This is a genomic window from Paraburkholderia phenoliruptrix, from assembly GCF_902859825.1.
GTDB classification, from domain to species: Bacteria; Pseudomonadota; Gammaproteobacteria; order Burkholderiales; family Burkholderiaceae; genus Paraburkholderia; species Paraburkholderia phenoliruptrix.
This window is the reverse complement of the sequence record NZ_CADIKB010000003.1, coordinates 123313-140350: the sequence shown is the minus strand read 5'-3', so window position 1 is coordinate 140350 and position 17038 is coordinate 123313. Positions and strand designations below refer to the sequence as shown.

Sequence of the window (17038 nt, the reverse complement as noted above, 5' to 3'; positions counted from 1 at the left end):
CGCGCGCATGACCGGTGCGCGCGAGCGAGTCAGTGGGGAATGGGGTCTTCGGCGGCGGCTGTGCATAAGGACGGACAACCCAGGACCGGGTCAGGCAGGTCATGACAAGAATGGCGGCATCATGAGTTCATCGAGCGACATCGAAAAACTATTCGATCATTTCGGCGGCGACGCCAACGCGTACCAGGAAATCGGCCGCGAGAACGAGGCCCACACGGCGCGTACGCGCTGGCCGCTGCTCGTGACGCTGGATCTGCGACAGCCGTCGATTCCGGCTATCGGACCGCATGGGCAGCAGCCGGCAACAGCGCACGCGGCCGAGCACGAGCCCGCCGCTGCTTCGTCCACAGCCGAACGCGACGAGGCCGCGCCGAAAGACGTCGCCTCGGTCCTGCGCGCGAAAGCGCCGCTTTTCACACGATCGCCTCGGCGCGACATTCCGCCGGTTGTCGTCCCGGCGCCGCCGCCTGTTGTGCCGCGTGGCGCTGAGCGCTTCGGCGTGGCTGAGGCCGCCGGCAAGGTGGCGACGACGTCCGCTGCCGGGTTGGAGAAGGCTGTGCCGCCGGTGGTGGGTGCGGCTGCAGTGGCTGCCGTGCCGCCTGTCCCACCGGCCCTCGCGCCCATCCACAAGCCGATGTTCGCGCCCGCAGCCGTACCTGCACCCGCGCCCCAATCCGGCTCTATCCTCGGCAAGCTCTTCAACCGCCAGCCCGAACCCACGCAACCCCGCGCCAGCGCGTCGGGCGCGGCGGCCGCCGAACCCGTCGCGCTGCAGTCGCTGTTCGACCGCCTGCGCGGCACGCCGCGCGGCGCCGCCGGCCAGGGCGCGCCGAACTCGTGGCTCGTCAACGGGCCGCGTCGCTCATGAAAGTCATTGCAGTAGTGTCCGCCAAGGGCGGCGTCGGCAAGACGACCCTCGCCGCCAATCTCGCTTCCGTGCTGGCCGCCGGCGGCCGCCGCGTGATCGCGCTCGACCTCGATCCGCAGAACGCGCTGCGCCTGCATTTCGGCGTACCGCTCGACAGCATCGACGGCCTCTCGCGCGCCACGCTGACCGGCGCCCCGTGGCAGTCCGTCATGTTCGACGGCGTGGACGGCGTGACCGTGCTGCCCTACGGCGCCGTGCTCGAGGAAGACCGCCGCCGCTTCGAGGCGCACGTCGACCAGGACCCGCTGTGGCTTGCGCACGCGCTGCGGACCTTGCGGCTCGATGCGTCCGACGTCGTGATCGTCGACACGCCGCCCGGTTCGTCCGCCTATGCGCGCGCCGCGTTGTGCGCGGCCACCTTCGCGCTGAACGTGGTGCTCGCCGACGCCGCCTCGTACGCGGCGATTCCGCAGATGGAGCGGCTGATCGACACCTACGCCGCGCCGCGCGCCGAGTTCGGCGGCGTCGGCTACGTGGTGAACCAGATCGACCAGTCGCGCCAGTTGACCAAAGACGTTCTCAAGGTTCTGCGCCAGATGCTCGGCGAGAAGCTGTTCCCGGGTGTGATCCATCTCGACGAAGGCGTGAGCGAGGCGCTCGCCTGCGACACCACGCTCATCCACTACGACCCGCTGAGCCAGGCCGCCGCCGACTTCCGCGCGTGCGGCACCTGGCTCATGGCGGCAGTCGACGCGATCGCCGTCACGCCGAGGAACGTCGTATGAGCACGCCGCAATCGGAGCCGATTGAAGCGATCGAACCGTCGCGCCTGGAACGTCTCGTCGACGCGCCGTTCTGGAATAGCCGCATTGTCACCGGTCTCGTCACACTGTTCGCGCTGGTGACGCTGTACTTCGTGTTCACCGTGCCGCTCGCTTTTTACGAGCAACTGACGTTCGCCACCTGCTGCTTCATCACCGCGCTGCTGTTTCGCCGGCTGCAAGGCCGTTACGCGACGATGGTGATGATCATGCTCTCGGTGGTCACGTCGGGCCGCTATATGTACTGGCGGCTTACCGCAACCACATACTGGGAGCATCCGCTCGACGCCGCATGGGGCCTGCTGCTCGTGTCCGCCGAAGTCTATTCGACGCTCGTGCTGATGCTCGGCTACTTCCAGACCGCGTGGCCGCTCAAGCGCAAGCCCATGCCGCTGCCCGCCTCGCGCGACGCGTGGCCGACCGTCGACGTCTTCATTCCGACCTACAACGAGCCGCTCTCGGTGGTGAAGCCGACCATCTACGCGGCGCTCGCGCTCGACTATCCGGCTGAGAAGCTCTCCATTCACGTGCTCGACGACGGCCGCCGTCCGGAGTTCAAGGCGTTCTGCGAAGAAGTCGGCGTCAACTGGACGATCCGCACGCACAACCGCCACGCGAAGGCCGGCAACATCAACGAGGCGCTCAAGATCACCAACGGCGAGTACCTCGCCATTTTCGACTGCGATCACATTCCGACCCGCTCGTTCCTGCAAATCGGCCTCGGCTGGTTCCTGCGCGACAAGCTGCTGTCGATGCTGCAAACGCCGCACCACTTCTTTTCCGCCGACCCGTTCGAGCGCAATCTCGGCACGTTCCGCAAAGTGCCGAACGAAGGCGAGCTGTTCTATGGGCTCGTGCAGGACGGCAACGACCTGTGGAACGCGACCTTCTTCTGCGGTTCGTGTGCGCTCCTGCGTCGCTCGATGGTCGAGGAGATCGGCGGCATTGCGGTCGAAACCGTCACCGAAGACGCGCACACCGCGCTCAAGCTGCACCGGCTCGGCTACACCACCGCGTACCTCGCGATTCCGCAGGCCGCGGGGCTCGCCACCGAAAGCCTGTCGGGCCACATCGGCCAGCGCATCCGCTGGGCGCGCGGCATGACGCAGATTTTCCGCATCGACAATCCGCTCACCGGCAAAGGCCTGAAGTTCGGCCAGCGGCTGTGCTACCTGAACGCGATGATGCACTTCTTCTACGGCATCCCGCGTCTCGTGTTTCTGACGGCGCCGCTGTCGTATCTCTTCTTCGGCGCGCACGTGATCGAGGCCGCCGCGAGCACCATCGCGATCTATGCGTTGCCCCACATGATGCATGCGAGCATCACCAATTCGCGCATGCAGCGCTCGTTCCGCCATTCGTTCTGGGCCGAGGTGTACGAGTCGGTGCTGGCGTCGTACATCACCGCGCCCACGCTGCTCGCGCTGATCAACCCGAAACTCGGCAAGTTCAACGTCACGGCCAAGGGCGGGCAGATCGAGAAGAACTACTTCGACTGGGCGATCTCGCGGCCGTACCTGTTCCTGCTGCTGCTGAACCTGATCGGCTTTTGCGTCGGCATCGTGCATATCTATCTGAACTGGCACACGCGCAGCATCGTGCAGACCACGCTCCTGAACCTCGGCTGGACGGTCTACAACATGCTGATTCTCGGCGCGAGCGTGGCCGCTGCGAGAGAGCGCCGGCAGATTCGCGCGGTGCACCGCGTGGCGATGGAAATGCCGGTCATGCTGAAGTTCTCCACGGGCCGCACGCTCGCCTGCAAGACCATCGACTACTCGGAAGGCGGCGTGGGCGTCGCGCTGCCGGCCGCGATTCAGGTGCCGATGCACGAGCGCGTCACCGTGTCGCTCTTTCGCGGCGACGAGGAATACGCGTTCCCCGCCACCGTCGGCTTCACGGCGCCGGGCCGCGTGGGCCTGCGCTTCTCCGCGATGACACGTGAGCAGGAATACGAGTTCGTGAAGACCACCTTTGCGCGCGCCGACGCCTGGACCGGCTGGGCCGAAGGACGCCAGCAGGACACGCCCCTGCGCGGCCTTTCGCATGTGCTGTCGGTCGGCGCGCGCGGCATCCTCGGGCTCTTCGAGCATCTTTACAACGACCTGCGAACCTCGCTGAAAAGCCGTCCGGTGGACGTCGAAAAGCTAAAAACCAAAGACTGATCTATGCGCAACAGGATGGCGAAGGGAAGCACCGAACGCTCGAAGCACGAGCGCAGCGACGTACGCAGTGACACACGCAGCGACATTCGCATTGGCACAGACTTGCAACCGCGCGGTGCATCCGCGCCGCGCGCTTCGCGACTTGCGCGCGGCGTGGCCTGCTGGCTCGCGTTGCAGACGGCCCTCGCGGCGCCGCTCGCGTCGGTGGCCGAAGCAGCGGCGACCAACGTCGGCAGCAAGACGGCAAATACTCCAGCGAGAGGGGTGGTCAACCCAGTGGCCAACCCGGCGGCCAATAGCGTGACCAACAGCGCGGCCAACAGCGCTGCGAAAGGCGGAGCCAACCTCGCGGCCACCGGCACGGGCAACGTCCCGCCCCCGAGCACCGCCGTCCCCTACGACGCCGCCATGATCGCTCAGGCGCCGCTCGCCACGCCGACTCCGGCGCTCGCCCCGTCCGCGGTAAAAGCGCTGGGCGTCAAGGCGCCGACTACCGCCGAGCCGGGCACCCTGGTGCCGGGCGGCCGCCGCCAGACGCTGACCTTCGCCGACCTGGGCGCGCTCGACCCGCTGCAACTGCGCGGCACCGACGGCCAGAACGGCGTGGCGTTCTCCGTGCGCGGCGACGAAGTGGTGACGGGCGCGATCCTGCATCTCGTCTATAGCTACTCGCCCGCGCTGCTGCCGAATCTTTCGCAACTGAAGGTGCTGGTGAACGGCGAAGTGGCCGCCACGCTGCCCGTGCCGCGCGAGCAGGCCGGCATGCTGGTCGCGCGCGACGTGTCGATCGATCCGCGCTTCGTCACCGAATTCAACCACCTGAACATCCAGCTGATCGGCCATTACACGACGAACTGCGAAGACCCGGCGAACTCGTCACTGTGGGCGACCGTGAGCAATGCGAGTTCGCTCGATCTGACCTATGCGTCGCTTGCCAGCAAGCCCGATCTCGCGGCCCTGCCGCAGCCGTTTTTCGACCGCCGCGACGTGCGCCGCCTCGAATTGCCGTTCGTGTTTCCGCACAAGCCGAGCGCCGGCACGCTCGAAGCCGGCGGCATCGTGGCCTCGTGGTTTGGCGCGCTCGCCGGCTATCGCGGCGCGATTTTCCCGGCGCAGCAGGACAATGTGCCGCTGTCGGGCAACGCGGTGGTGTTTGCGAGCGGCGACCAGCGCCCCGCCGGCGTGCAAACGCCGGCAATCTCCGGGCCGACGGTGGCCGTGGTCGACCGCGACGCGCCGGCGCGCGGCAAGCTGCTGCTCGTCATGGGACGCAACGACGCCGAACTGAAGATCGCCGCGCGCGCGCTCGGCATCGGCCGGAACATGCTCGCAGGACAGAGCGCGACCATCACGGGCCTGACCGAGCTTGCGAAGCGCGCGCCCTACGACGCGCCGAACTGGCTGCCGACCAACCGCCCGGTGCGCTTCGGCGAACTCGCCGAAGCGAGCGACCTGACCGTCAGCGGCTACGACGCCGACGCGGTCCACGTGAACCTGCGCGTGCCGCCCGATCTCTTCATGTGGCACACCAAGGGCGCGCCGATCGATCTGCGCTACCGCTACACGGTGCGGCCGCAGCGCGACCGCTCGTCGCTGAACATAAGCGTGAACAGGGGCTTCGTGCAGTCGCTGCCGATTCCCGTCGAGTCCGACTCGGTGTTCGAGCTGAGCCGCTACTTCGCGCGCGTCTTGCCCGACAAGACCGCCGAGGCGCGCCACACCGTGCATATTCCGCCGCTCCTGCTGACGCCGCGCGCGCAACTGCGCCTGCACTTCTACTACGACATTCCGAACACCGGCGAATGTCACGGCCGCCTGCTCGAAAACGTGATCGGCGCGGTCGACCCCAACTCGACGATCGACCTGTCGTCGTTCCCCCACTACATGGCGCTGCCCGACCTCGCGGCGTTCGCCAACAGCGGTTTTCCGTTCACGCGCATGGCGGACCTGTCGGAGACCGCGGCGATCCTGCCGAACGACGCCGATTCGAGCGACTACAGCCTGTATCTGCTGACCATGGGCCGCATGGGCGCGTCGACCGGCTACCCGGTGGCGGGCGTGACCGTGGGCACCGCCGACGACGTCGACCAATACGCCGGCAAGGACCTGCTCATTTTCGGCGCGCCGGGCAAGCAGCCGCTGCTGCAACGCTGGGCCAAGTCGATGCCCTTCTCCAACAACGGCGACTCACGCACCTTCCAGATCTCCGACATCGTCTTCAAGCTCGAGGACTGGTGGCACGGCGAGCGCGGCGTGGAGCGCCTGCCGGCGCGGGCCGACCTGACGCTCGTGAGTTCGAATGGCGATGCGCTCCTCACCGGCTTCGAGTCGCCGCTCAGGAAGGGCCGCAGCGCCGTCGCGCTGATCAGCGCGGCGGGCCAGTCGGACGCCGATCTGTCCTCGGCGCTGCTCGACGCCGACATGCTGCCGGAAATTCAAGGCGCGATGGCCGTGATTCACGGCCGCACAGTGACCATCGCCTCGAACGGCGACGCGTACTATGTCGGCCATTTGTCGCCGCAGGAATATCTGCGCTGGGCGCTGTCGTCGCATCCGCTGCTGCTGATGCTGGGCGGCGTGCTCGCGGCATTGATCATTGCCGGGCTGTTCTACCGGATGCTGCGCTCCATCGCGGCGCGCCGTTTGAAGGACTCACAGGATTGATATGCGGTTTGGAATCAACAGAAAACAGGGCCTCGCGGTGGCGCTCGGCCTGACTCTCGGGCTCGCGGCATCGGCGGGATCGGCCCGGCTCGCGAAGGCCGCACAGCCGGCCGCCGCGCCCGGCGCATGCGGCGACTGGAGCGCCTATCGCACGTTCGTCGAACGCTTCGTGCAGGCCGACGGCCGCGTGATCGACTACTCGACGCCGACTCAGCAGACCACGTCGGAAGGCCAGTCGTACGGCCTCTTCTTTGCGCTCGTCGCGAACGACCGCGCGACCTTCGACCGCCTGCTGAACTGGACGCGCGCCAACCTCGCGGCCAATCAGTTCGATCCGCAGAACCTGCGCCTACCGGCGTGGCTATGGGGCAGAAAGGCGGACGGCTCGTATGGCGTGCTCGATCCCAATTCGGCATCCGACTCCGACCTGTGGATTGCCTACGACCTGCTGCAAGCCGGACGCCTGTGGCACGAACCCGCCTATACGCAGCTCGGTCAGGCGCTCGCGGCGCGCATTGTCCGCGACGAGACGACGAGCCTGCCGGGCGTCGGTCCGATGCTGCTGCCGGGGCCGCAAGGTTTCAGGGACGGCGGCGTCACGCGTCTGAATCCGAGCTATCTGCCGCTGCCCGTGCTGCGCGCGCTCGCCCACGAACTGCCGAACGGCCCGTGGGCCAAGCTGGCGGAAAGCGCCTACAAGCTCGTCAAAACGACCTCGCCGCAAGGCTTCGCGCCGGACTGGGCCGCGTGGCAGAACGGCCAGTTCGTGGTCGATCCGAAGAACGGCGACATCGGCAGCTACGACGCGATCCGCGTCTACCTGTGGGCCGGTCTCGCCTCGCCCGCCGATCCGCTCGCGAAGCCGTGGCTCGCCGCGCTCGGCGGCATGCGCGCGAAAGTCGAGCAGAACGGCTATCCGCCGGAAAAGGTGTCGTCGACCAACGGCATGGCAAGCGGCGAAGGCCCGCTCAGCTACTGGGGCGCGCTCGCGCCGTACTTCAAGGCGCTCGGCGACGCGCACGGCCTCGGCCTCGCGCGCACACATCTGGCCGCGCTCGACGCAGGCGTGCCGGGCCGCGAACCGGTGTACTACGACAGGGTGCTGGGCTTGTTCGGCACGGGTTTCGTCGACGGACGCTATCGCTTTGACGAAAGCGGCCGTCTCGTGCCGGGCTGGAGAAACGCATGCGATTGAGCGCCCTTACCTTGTCGCTGCGCGTCGCGCTCAGCGTGCCGCTCGCCTGTTGCATGGCGGCCGCCGCGCCCGACGCGCTGGCGCAGGCATCCAAAGATCCGATGAGCGTGCTGATCGACCAGGGCAAGTACTGGCAGTCGCATCAGCGCGGCGACCTCGCCGAGCAGGCCTGGCAGAAAGTGCTGCGCATCGACCCCAAGCAGCCCGATGCGCTCTTCGGCATGGGCATGGTGCTCGCCGACCGCAAGGACGGCGCGGGCGCGCAGCAGTATCTGTCGCGCCTGAAGGCGGTTGCGCCCAACTATCCGCGCCTCGACGACCTCGGCCGGCGGCTTGGCGAATCGAGCCTGCGCGATCAGACGGTGAACGACGCGCGGCGGCTCGTGCAAAGCGGCCAGAGCGCGAGCGCCGTGCAGGAATATCAGCGGGCCTTGAGCGGCAAGCCGGCCACGCCCGAGTTGCAGCTCGAGTATTACCAGGCGCTCTCGGCCACGCCGCAAGGCTGGGACGAGGCGCGCCGCGGGCTCGAACAGCTCGCGCGCGACAATCCCGACGATCCGCGTTATGCGCTCGCCTACGCGCAGCATCTGACCTATCGCGACGTCACGCGCCGCGACGGCATTGCGCGGCTGCAGAAGCTCGCGGGCGACAGCACGGTGGGCGCGTCGGCGAAAAAGAGCTGGCGCCAGGCGCTGCTCTGGCTCGACGCGCGTCCCTCGGACTCGGCGCTGTATCAGGCGTATCTGCAAAGCGCGGGCGACGATGCCGCGGTCAAGGCGCGTTTCGATTCGATGGTGCAGCAGGACCGCTCGACGCGCGAGCGCGCGCAGGAAAACGCCGCCGTCGATGCGCGCGGCCGCCTGATCGCCGACGGTTTCGCCGCGCTCGACCGCAACGACCCCGCCGCCGCGCGCGTGAAGTTTTCGTCGGTACTCGCGAGTAGTCCGAACGATACCGACGCGCTCGGCGGCATGGGCATCGCCGCGCTGAAGCAGGAGCATTTCGCGGAAGCGCGCAACTATCTCGAGCGGGCGTCGCGCAACGGCAATCCGGCGCGCTGGAAGACCGCGCTCGACAGCGCCACCTACTGGACCTACACGAGCGACGCGATCGGCGCGCGCAGCAACGGCGAGCTCGCGAAGGCCAAGTCGCTGTTCGAACGCGCCATTGCAATGAATCCGTCCGACGTCACGGCGCAGGTGCTGCTCGGCGAAATGCTGCTCGCGAATCGCGACGCGGCCGGCGCCGAACAGGCGTACCGGATGGCGCTGCGCCGCCAGGCCGACAACCCGGACGCGATTCGCGGGCTCGTCGGCGCGCTCGCCGCTCAGGGCCGCGGCGACGAAGCGCTGCAATTCGCCAACCAGTTGAACGCGGAGCAGCAGTCGAAGGCGGGCGGCATCAACCGTCTGCGAGGTGAAGCGCAAGCGGCGCAGGCGCGCGCGGCCGAGGCGCGCGGCGACCTCGGCAGCGCGCGCAGTCTCTTTGAAGACGCGCTTCTCAACACGCCCGACGACCCGTGGTTGCGCCTCGACCTTGCGCGCATCTACGTGCGCCAGGGTGCCGTCGCCAACGCGCGCAGCATGATGGACGGGCTGCTCGCCGCGCATCCCGACATGACGGATGCGCTCTACGCGAGCGCCCTGCTCTCGGCGGAAACCCAGGACTGGTCGACTGGCCTGGCGCAACTGGAACGCATTCCGGCCGCGCAGCGCACCGACGCGATGGCGTCGTTGCAGCATCGGCTGTGGGTGCATCAGCAGGCGGAACTGGCGGCGCGCATGGCGAAAAGCGGACAGTTGCAGCAGGCGCTTGCGACGCTGCGGGCTGCCGAGCCGGTCGCGGGCAACAGCCCCGAACTGGTCGGCGTGATCGCGGGCGCTTACCAGCAGGCCGGCGACCCCAACCGTGCGCTGTCCCTCGTGCGCGGTGCGATGAGCGCGGCGCCCGGCAACACCGACCTCCTGCTGCAATACGCGGGCATTCTCGCCGCGACCCGGCAGGAGTCCGAACTGGGCATGGTGATGCGGCGGCTCGCGTCGATGCAGTTGACGCCGCAGCAGCGCACGGACTTCGGCAACCTGAATCTCGGCATCGTCATCAAGCAATGCGATCTCGTGCGTCAGCGCGGCGATCTCGCGAGCGCCTACGACGTGATCGCGCCGTGGCTCGCCGCGATGCCGGACAATCCCGACCTGCAAGCGGCGCTCGGCCGCCTGTATGCGACGGCCGGCGACGACCGCAATGCGCTCGAAAGCTATCGCGTCGCGTTGCGGCGCAAACCGGACGATCTCAACCTGCTGCAGGCCGCCATTTCCGCGGCGTCCGGTGCGAAGCAGTTCAGCTACGCGGAATCGCTCGCGAAAGAGGCGTTGAATGCGGCGCCCAACGATCCCGGCGTGCTCGCGACCGTCGGCCGTATGTATCGCGCGCAAGGCAAGCTGTCGCTCGCGTCGACGTATCTGCAGCGCTCGCTCGTCGCCGCCAATACGCCGCTCATGGCGAATGCGCCGCGCAACGGCGCCGCGAGCAACGTGCCGCGCGGCTGGGAGATCGCGATGCGCCGGATCGGTGCCACGCCGCTGCCCGGCACCAATCCCTTCGAAGGGAAAACCGCGACGGTCGCGCCGACCGAAGCCGATAACGCCGCGCTCGGCTTCAGTGCTCTGCCGAATGCCGCGCGCGCCTCCGTTCCGTACTCGCAGTCTTCATTGCCGACACAGACCGTGCCGAACTATCCGCCGCCCGCGCAGCCCGCGCCGTATGTTGCTCCGTACGTTGCTCCGTACGTTCAGCCGAATACGGCGCCCGGAGTGCAGTCGTATCCGCAGTCGTATCAACCGTCGTATCCGCAGCGAGGTGCGCAGCCCTACACGCAACCTTATGCGCAACCGCAGGCGCAACCGCAGGCGCCGAACAGCGCGCCGGCCGCGCTGCCGTACAACGCGCCTCGCCAAAGCGCCGACGCCGGGGGTTACGGTCAGGAGAGCTACGGTTCGAGCCAGTCCGGCGCGCCGTTGCAGCCGTATCCCGGACAGGGTGGTCAAGGCGCCCAGGCCGGCTTGCCGCAGATGCCGGCGTCGACCTTGAGGCAGCCGATGCAGCCGATGCAACAGCCGTATGACCCAGCCTATGCGCAGCAGGGTCAGCCGGCGCCGTATCCGCCGCAACAGTACGGCACGCCGGACAGCTACGCGCCGACCCCGTGGCCGATGTCGCCCGCCGCGCGCGAGGCACAGGCCAACGCCGGCGCGATGCAGCCTTACGGCTCGGCGACGGGTGCCGCCGCCAACGGCAAGCGCAGCGCGAGCAAAAAGCAGAGCGCGTCGAGAACCACCCGCAATTCGGCAGGTTACGCGCAGCAGCAGCCGTATTACGGACAGCAGGGTTATGGGCAGCAGCCTTATCAGCCGTATTCGCAGCAACAACCGTATGGCCAGCAGCCCTACGCTCAGCAGCCTTATCCACCCTACCCGCAGCAGCAGCCAAACTACGGCAATCAGGGCTATTACGCGCAGCAGCAACCGTATATCCCGCAACCGCCCACCGGCTATGCACAAGCGTATTACCCGCAACAACCGGGCATGAGCGGCAATGGCGCGAACTACGCGCAAGGCAATGTCGCCAACGCGCAAACGCTCGGCGTGGCGGACGAACTGGCGCAAGTCAATCGCGAGCAGGCGAGCACGATCTCGGCCGGCATCGTGTTTCGCAATCGCAGCGGCGAGGACGGCCTGTCCACGCTGACCGACATCGAGGCGCCGGTCCAGGGCCGCATCAAGGCGGGCAACGGTCATGTCGTCGTGACGGCGACGCCCGTCACGCTCGATGCGGGCACGGCAAGCGGCAACGTCTCGACGCTCGCGCGCTTCGGCGCGGGGCTCTCGAACAGCTCGTCGGCAACGGCGGCAATCGCGGGCACCAACAACTACGGCAGCCAGACGGCGAGCGGCGTGGGGCTCTCGGTCGGCTACGAGGGCCGCTCGCTTTCCGGCGACATCGGGGTGACGCCGATCGGCTTTCGTGAAACGAACATTGTGGGCGGCGGACAGTACAACGGCGGCATCACCGACAAGGTGTCGTATTCGCTGGCCGTCGCGCGGCGCGCGGTGACGGACAGCCTGCTCTCCTACGCGGGCACGCGCGACGCCGCGTCGGGTCTCGAATGGGGCGGCGTGACGTCGACGGGCGGGCTCGCCAGCCTCGCCTGGGACGACGGCACCAACGGGCTCTACGTGAACGCCGCGTATCAGTACTACCAAGGCCACAACGTCGCGAGCAATAACGCGGTGAAGGGCGGCGGCGGCGTCTATACGCGTCTCTTCAAGGACGCGGACCAGACGTTCACAGTCGGCGTGAATACGACGCTCATGCGCTACAACAAGAACCTGTCGTACTTCACGTATGGCCAAGGCGGTTACTTCAGCCCGCAACAGTATGTGATCCTGAATTTGCCGATCGAATGGACCGGCCGCAACGGCGCCTTCACGTACGACGTGAAGGGCTCGATCGGCGTGCAGCACTATCGGCAGGACGCGTCGAACTACTTCCCGCTCGGCGACTCGGGCGGCATGCAGGCGGCCGCCGCGGCGAACGCCGCGCTGATCGGCACGAGCGTGGACAGCAACGCCCAGTACCCCGGCCAAAGCAAGACCGGCGTCTCGTATTCGCTTAGCGCCGTCGGCGAATATCAGCTCGCGCCGCAACTGGCGTTCGGGGCAACGGCGTCGCTCGGCAATGCTTATCAATATCGCGAGTGGCTTGCCGCTGTCTACATGCGCTACAGCTTCACGAAACAGACCGGCCTGCAGCCCTTCCCGCCGACGCCGCTCAGCTCGCCGTATCTGTCGCTGTCGAACTAGCGTAACGGCATCTGCATTTGCCTTCTCCGGCCGGGTCGCGCATGGCGCCCCGGCCGCATGCAGGGCGCGTCAATCCTCCCCCGCGCCGGTCGCATACTTGCGGCAATGCTCGAGGTAGCCGGCCGCGTGGCTGCTCACCAGTTGCACGATGCTTGTCCACAGCCAGCCCGGGGCGTCGAGTGTCTTCGAGCGGTTCTTGCGCAGCTCGCCAAGCCATGCCTTGCGTTCGGCAAGGTCCATCTGCCGCGCGTGCGCCTTGCCGACCACCAGCGCAAGAAAGCGCGCCGCCTTCGTCGCTTCGTCGCGCGTCAGTTGTTCGATGGTCAGCTTCATGTCCTGCGGCAGCAGCTCGCGCAATACGACCGGCCGGTCCGCCAGACGCGCCGAGCGCATCCGCTCGCCGAGCGACGGCGACAGATGCCGCGCGCCTTCCACCACACGCTCGGCGTTATCGCGCGGCATTCGCACCCCGGAATAGCGAGGCGCCGCTGCCTGCGCGGCTTCCTTGATGTCGATGAGGCACGGGTCGCCGCCGTCCGCCGCCGCGCCGTCGATGTCGAGCAGCACCGCATAGCGCAGACGCCCGAGCGAGCTGCATCCCTTGACCCAGTATGCCGCGTCCAGCACCTGAACTTCCGCCTCGGCGCCTGCGCCGCGCAACGCAGTCGCAAGCGCGGCGATGGAGGCCTTCGTGAACAGCTTGTCGATCTCGCGCCGCTCGGGTTTTTCCAGCGGCCAGAAACGCGAACCGAGCGGAATGCACGGCTCGATGTCCTCGATACGCTCTTCCGCGAGATGACGCCACGAACGGCGGATGGCCTCCTTCATCACGACGCGCACCACCTCGGGCTTTTCCGCGTGGACGTCCGACTCGCCTGCACTGTCGTCGAAAGCGCGCTCGTAGCCGTCGGCGAGCGCTTCCATCATGTGCACGGTCGTCACGCCGGGCAGATCCGAGCCGCGCGCCGCCGTCGCGAGCGACAGCCCGAGCCGGATCAGATCGTGCGCGGGATTGCCGATCACCGTCTGATCGAGATCGCGAATCTGAATCTCCACGCGCCCATGCGAATCGGCGACCGGCCCCAGATTGCCGGTGTGGCAATCGCCGCAAATCCACACCGCCGGGCCTTCGGGTAGCGCGTGCCCCTCGATTCCGTCGAGCCATTCGTAGAACCTGGTCGTGCTGCCGCGCACGTACGCATGCGCGGAGCGCGCCATTCGCGCGTTGCGGCGCGCGGTGAGGAGCCGCTGACGCCCATCGGCTCGAGGAACATTCTTTGGACGCGGGCTGGCGGATTGCTTCGACAGCTTGCTGGTCGCGACGGGCTTTTTCGACATCGTACGGTCCGCTCTTATCGATAGACGAAGCCGGCGCGACACGCGTCGTCGCCGGCGCCCGTCGCGTGCATCGTCACACGCTCGGGCGATGAACCATCAGCAGAAATCGAGCCTATCGCTCGAAGCATTCTGTAAGGACGCACGCACGCGCTTATTGCCGCTTTTGAAGTGCGTGCGTGAAGGACGCAGGTAAAAGTTGCCCGCACTCCGGTGCGCACGCAACGAATGCGCGCACGCCGCGTATCGGCCCTTTACGTGGAGAATGCGAAACGGCAGACTGGAGACCCCGCGATTTACGTGGAGCGCGCAGCATGCCATTCCCGGCACACGATCACGGCTGTCCAGGCTGGAGCGGCGAAATGGCACGCCGCATCAGCGAGTTCGACTGGTCGGCCACCGGCATCGGCGCGATTGCGGACTGGCCGCGCAGTCTGACCGCGACGGTGCAGCTGCTGCTCGCTTCGCCTGTGCCGCTCGTGCTGCTGTGGGGCAAATCCGGCTACATGATCTATAACGACGCGTACGCCGTTTTCGCGGGCGGACGCCATCCCTATCTGCTGGGATGTCCTGTCGAAGCAGGCTGGCCCGAGGTCGCCGAGTTCAACCGTCATGTGATGCAAACGTGCCTCGCCGGCGGCACGCTCTCGTATCGCGACAAGGAACTCGTGCTGCTGCGCGAGGGCAAGCCCGAGGACGTGTGGATGGATCTCTACTACAGCCCGGTCGCCGACGACAGCGGCGCACCCGCGGGCGTGCTCGCCGTCGTCGTGGAAACCACGGGGCGGGTGCTCACCGAGCGCTGGCGGCAACGCGCCGAAGCCGAGCTGCACGAGACCAACGAACGTCTGCAACTCGCGCTCAATACGGGCGCGGTGCTCGGCACCTGCGTCGTCGACATGCAGACCGGCAAGATTACCGGCGACGAGCGCTTTGCCCGCACCTTTTCTTTCAGCGTGGAAGAAGCCGCCCAGGGCGTCGATCACAGCGCCGCGACGAAAATGATCCATCCGGACGATCAGTCGCTGCTCGAACGTCTGAGGACAGACGCACTGCGCGAAGGCGTGCCGTTTCGCGCCGAGTACCGGATCCGCCGGCCCGACGGCGAGTATGTGTGGGTGCAGGCAAACGGCCGGTGCGAGTTCGACGAACACGGGCAGCCCACGCGCTTTCCGGCGGTGCTGATCGACATCCACGAACGCAAGATCGCCGAACAGTCGCTGCGTCAGTTGACGGAAACGCTCGAACAGCGCGTCGCCGATGCGATCGCTGCGCGCGCGCTCGCTGAAGAACAGTTGCGTCAGTCGCAGAAAATGGAAGCGATCGGCAGCCTCACGGGCGGCGTCGCGCACGACTTCAACAACGTGCTGCAAGTCATCAACGGCAATCTGCAGATGATGGCCGCCGACGCCGGCGACAATCCCGCCACGTTGCGCCGTTTGTCCGCGGCGACGGATGCCGTCAAGCGCGGCGCGAAGCTGGCCGCCCATCTGCTCGCGTTCGCGCGGCGCCAGCCGCTCTCGCCCACCGTGCTCAATCCGCGCCGCCTGCTCGCCGGCATGACCGAGATGCTGCATCGCGCGCTCGGCGAAACCGTGCGGATCGAGACCGTGCTGAGCGAGCACCTGTGGCACGTGCAGGTCGACCGCAACCAGCTCGAAAACGCGCTGCTCAACCTCGCCATCAACGCACGCGACGCGATGAAGGCCGACGGCATGCTCACCGTTTGCGCCGCGAACCGTGTGCTGGACGCAGCGTTTTGCAGCGACAAACCGGAGCTGTCGCCAGGTGAATACGTGGTCTTTTCCGTCACCGACACGGGCGCCGGCATGCCGCCGGAAGTGCTCGAACACGCGTTCGAGCCGTTCTTCACGACCAAGCCGCATGGTCACGGCACGGGTCTCGGCCTCAGCATGGTGTTCGGCTTCGTGAGGCAAAGCGGCGGGCATACGCTGATCGAAAGCGAAGTGGGACGCGGCACCACCGTGTCGCTGTTCTTCCCGCGCTGCTGCGAGCCCGAAACCGCGGAATCCGCCGACGAAACCAGCGCGCCGGCAGGCGGCGGCGAAACCATCCTCGTGGTCGAGGACGACGCGGACGTGCGCCTGACCGTCGTGGAAATGCTGGCGCAGCTGGGCTACAAGGTGCTGACCGCTTCGAGTGGCGACGCGGCGCTCGACTTCATCAACAGCGACGTGCCGATCGACCTGCTGTTCACCGACGTGGTGATGCCCGGCAAGATCAAGAGCGTCGAACTGGCGCGGCGCGCCGCGGCGCGCGTGCCCGCGGTGCCGACGCTGTTCACCTCGGGCTACACGCGCGACGAGATCGTCCATCACGGCAAGCTCGACGCCGGTATCACGCTGCTGTCCAAGCCCTACCGCCGCGACGACCTCGCCCGCAAGGTGCGCAGCGTGCTGCGTGCGGCGCATGTGCCGGCGGCCTGTGCCGCGTCCGTCGGCAAGATGACCGACCGGGAAATCGCCGCGTGTGTGCCGAGCGGCGCTTATGACCCGGCGGGCGCGGACACGCAGGGCAGTCCCGCTGCGCCAGGCGGCGCCGCACGCGAGCGCGAACCCGCGCCCGAGGCTGACGCCGCGCCCAACGCATCGCCGGCGCGCACGCCGCCTCATGTGCTGCTCGTCGAGGACGACGCCGATTCCCGCGAGGCGCTGAGCCTGCTGCTCGGCGCGCTGGGGCTCGACTGCACGCCGGTGGGGAGCGCCGAAGAAGCGCTGCCGCTCGTGCCGGCGCAGCGCTACGACATTCTCTGCACCGACATCACCTTGCCCGGCATGTCGGGCGACAACCTCGCGCGCGCGGTGCGGCACGAGCAGCCGGACGTGCACGTGCTGCTGGTGTCGGGCTACGGCGCGCACGCGCCGATCGGCGAGCCCATTCCCGGCGCGCGGATACTCGGCAAACCGTTCGACCTCGCGCAATTGCGGCGCGAGCTCGCGGAATGGGTCGATCCGATTGCCGCGTCGTGGTAACGCTGCGCGGCGTTGCCGCGTATGCGCTTTTGGCCCCATGGCGCGCAATGCGGCATATATTGGTTGATATCGGTGCAACCACACGCGGCGAAGTGCGCGGCCCGTCCGCGCCCGGGTATGATGCCGGGCGCGCCC

Annotated in this window: 8 protein-coding genes; 7 read left to right on the top strand and 1 reads right to left on the bottom strand. The window is 67.6% G+C overall.

The window, feature by feature from the left end; all coding sequences use genetic code 11:
* The first annotated feature begins 7 nt into the window (after positions 1-7).
* Genes bcsP through HV711_RS05200 form a run of 6 tightly spaced genes read left to right on the top strand, consistent with a single transcriptional unit; the run spans position 8 to position 12575 of the window.
* The gene (bcsP, locus tag HV711_RS05225; protein WP_035478082.1) at positions 8-868 is read left to right on the top strand and encodes a cellulose biosynthesis protein BcsP; all 861 of its coding nucleotides are present in this window, start codon (positions 8-10) and stop codon (positions 866-868) included.
* Positions 865-1653: a cellulose biosynthesis protein BcsQ gene (bcsQ, locus tag HV711_RS05220; protein ID WP_035478081.1), complete on the top strand. Its 789-nt coding sequence runs from the start codon at positions 865-867 to the stop codon at positions 1651-1653. The genes bcsP and bcsQ overlap by 4 nt, the downstream gene beginning before the upstream one ends.
* The gene (gene bcsA, locus HV711_RS05215) at positions 1650-3854 is read left to right on the top strand and encodes a UDP-forming cellulose synthase catalytic subunit (protein WP_035478080.1); all 2205 of its coding nucleotides are present in this window, start codon (positions 1650-1652) and stop codon (positions 3852-3854) included. The genes bcsQ and bcsA overlap by 4 nt, the downstream gene beginning before the upstream one ends.
* Before the next feature lie 3 nt (positions 3855-3857).
* Positions 3858-6518 (top strand): cellulose biosynthesis cyclic di-GMP-binding regulatory protein BcsB, encoded by a 2661-nt coding sequence (gene bcsB / locus HV711_RS05210; RefSeq protein ID WP_035478079.1) that lies wholly within the window; start codon positions 3858-3860, stop codon positions 6516-6518.
* Between the two features lies 1 nt (position 6519).
* Positions 6520-7713 (top strand): cellulose synthase complex periplasmic endoglucanase BcsZ, encoded by a 1194-nt coding sequence (gene bcsZ / locus HV711_RS05205; protein ID WP_035478078.1) that lies wholly within the window; start codon positions 6520-6522, stop codon positions 7711-7713.
* The gene (locus HV711_RS05200) at positions 7704-12575 is read left to right on the top strand and encodes a cellulose biosynthesis protein BcsC (protein ID WP_035478076.1); all 4872 of its coding nucleotides are present in this window, start codon (positions 7704-7706) and stop codon (positions 12573-12575) included. The genes bcsZ and HV711_RS05200 overlap by 10 nt, the downstream gene beginning before the upstream one ends.
* Before the next feature lie 69 nt (positions 12576-12644).
* On the opposite strand, the gene HV711_RS05195 is transcribed toward HV711_RS05200, so the two are convergent.
* Positions 12645-13913 (bottom strand): DUF2252 domain-containing protein, encoded by a 1269-nt coding sequence (locus HV711_RS05195; protein WP_014973064.1) that lies wholly within the window; start codon positions 13911-13913, stop codon positions 12645-12647.
* Positions 13914-14224: 311 nt separating this feature from the next.
* On the opposite strand from HV711_RS05195, the gene HV711_RS05190 reads away from it, so the two are divergent.
* Positions 14225-16903 carry a hybrid sensor histidine kinase/response regulator gene (locus HV711_RS05190; RefSeq protein ID WP_035478073.1) on the top strand — a complete coding sequence of 893 codons (2679 nt, stop codon included), beginning with the start codon at positions 14225-14227 and terminating at the stop codon, positions 16901-16903.
* Positions 16904-17038: the final 135 nt, after the last annotated feature.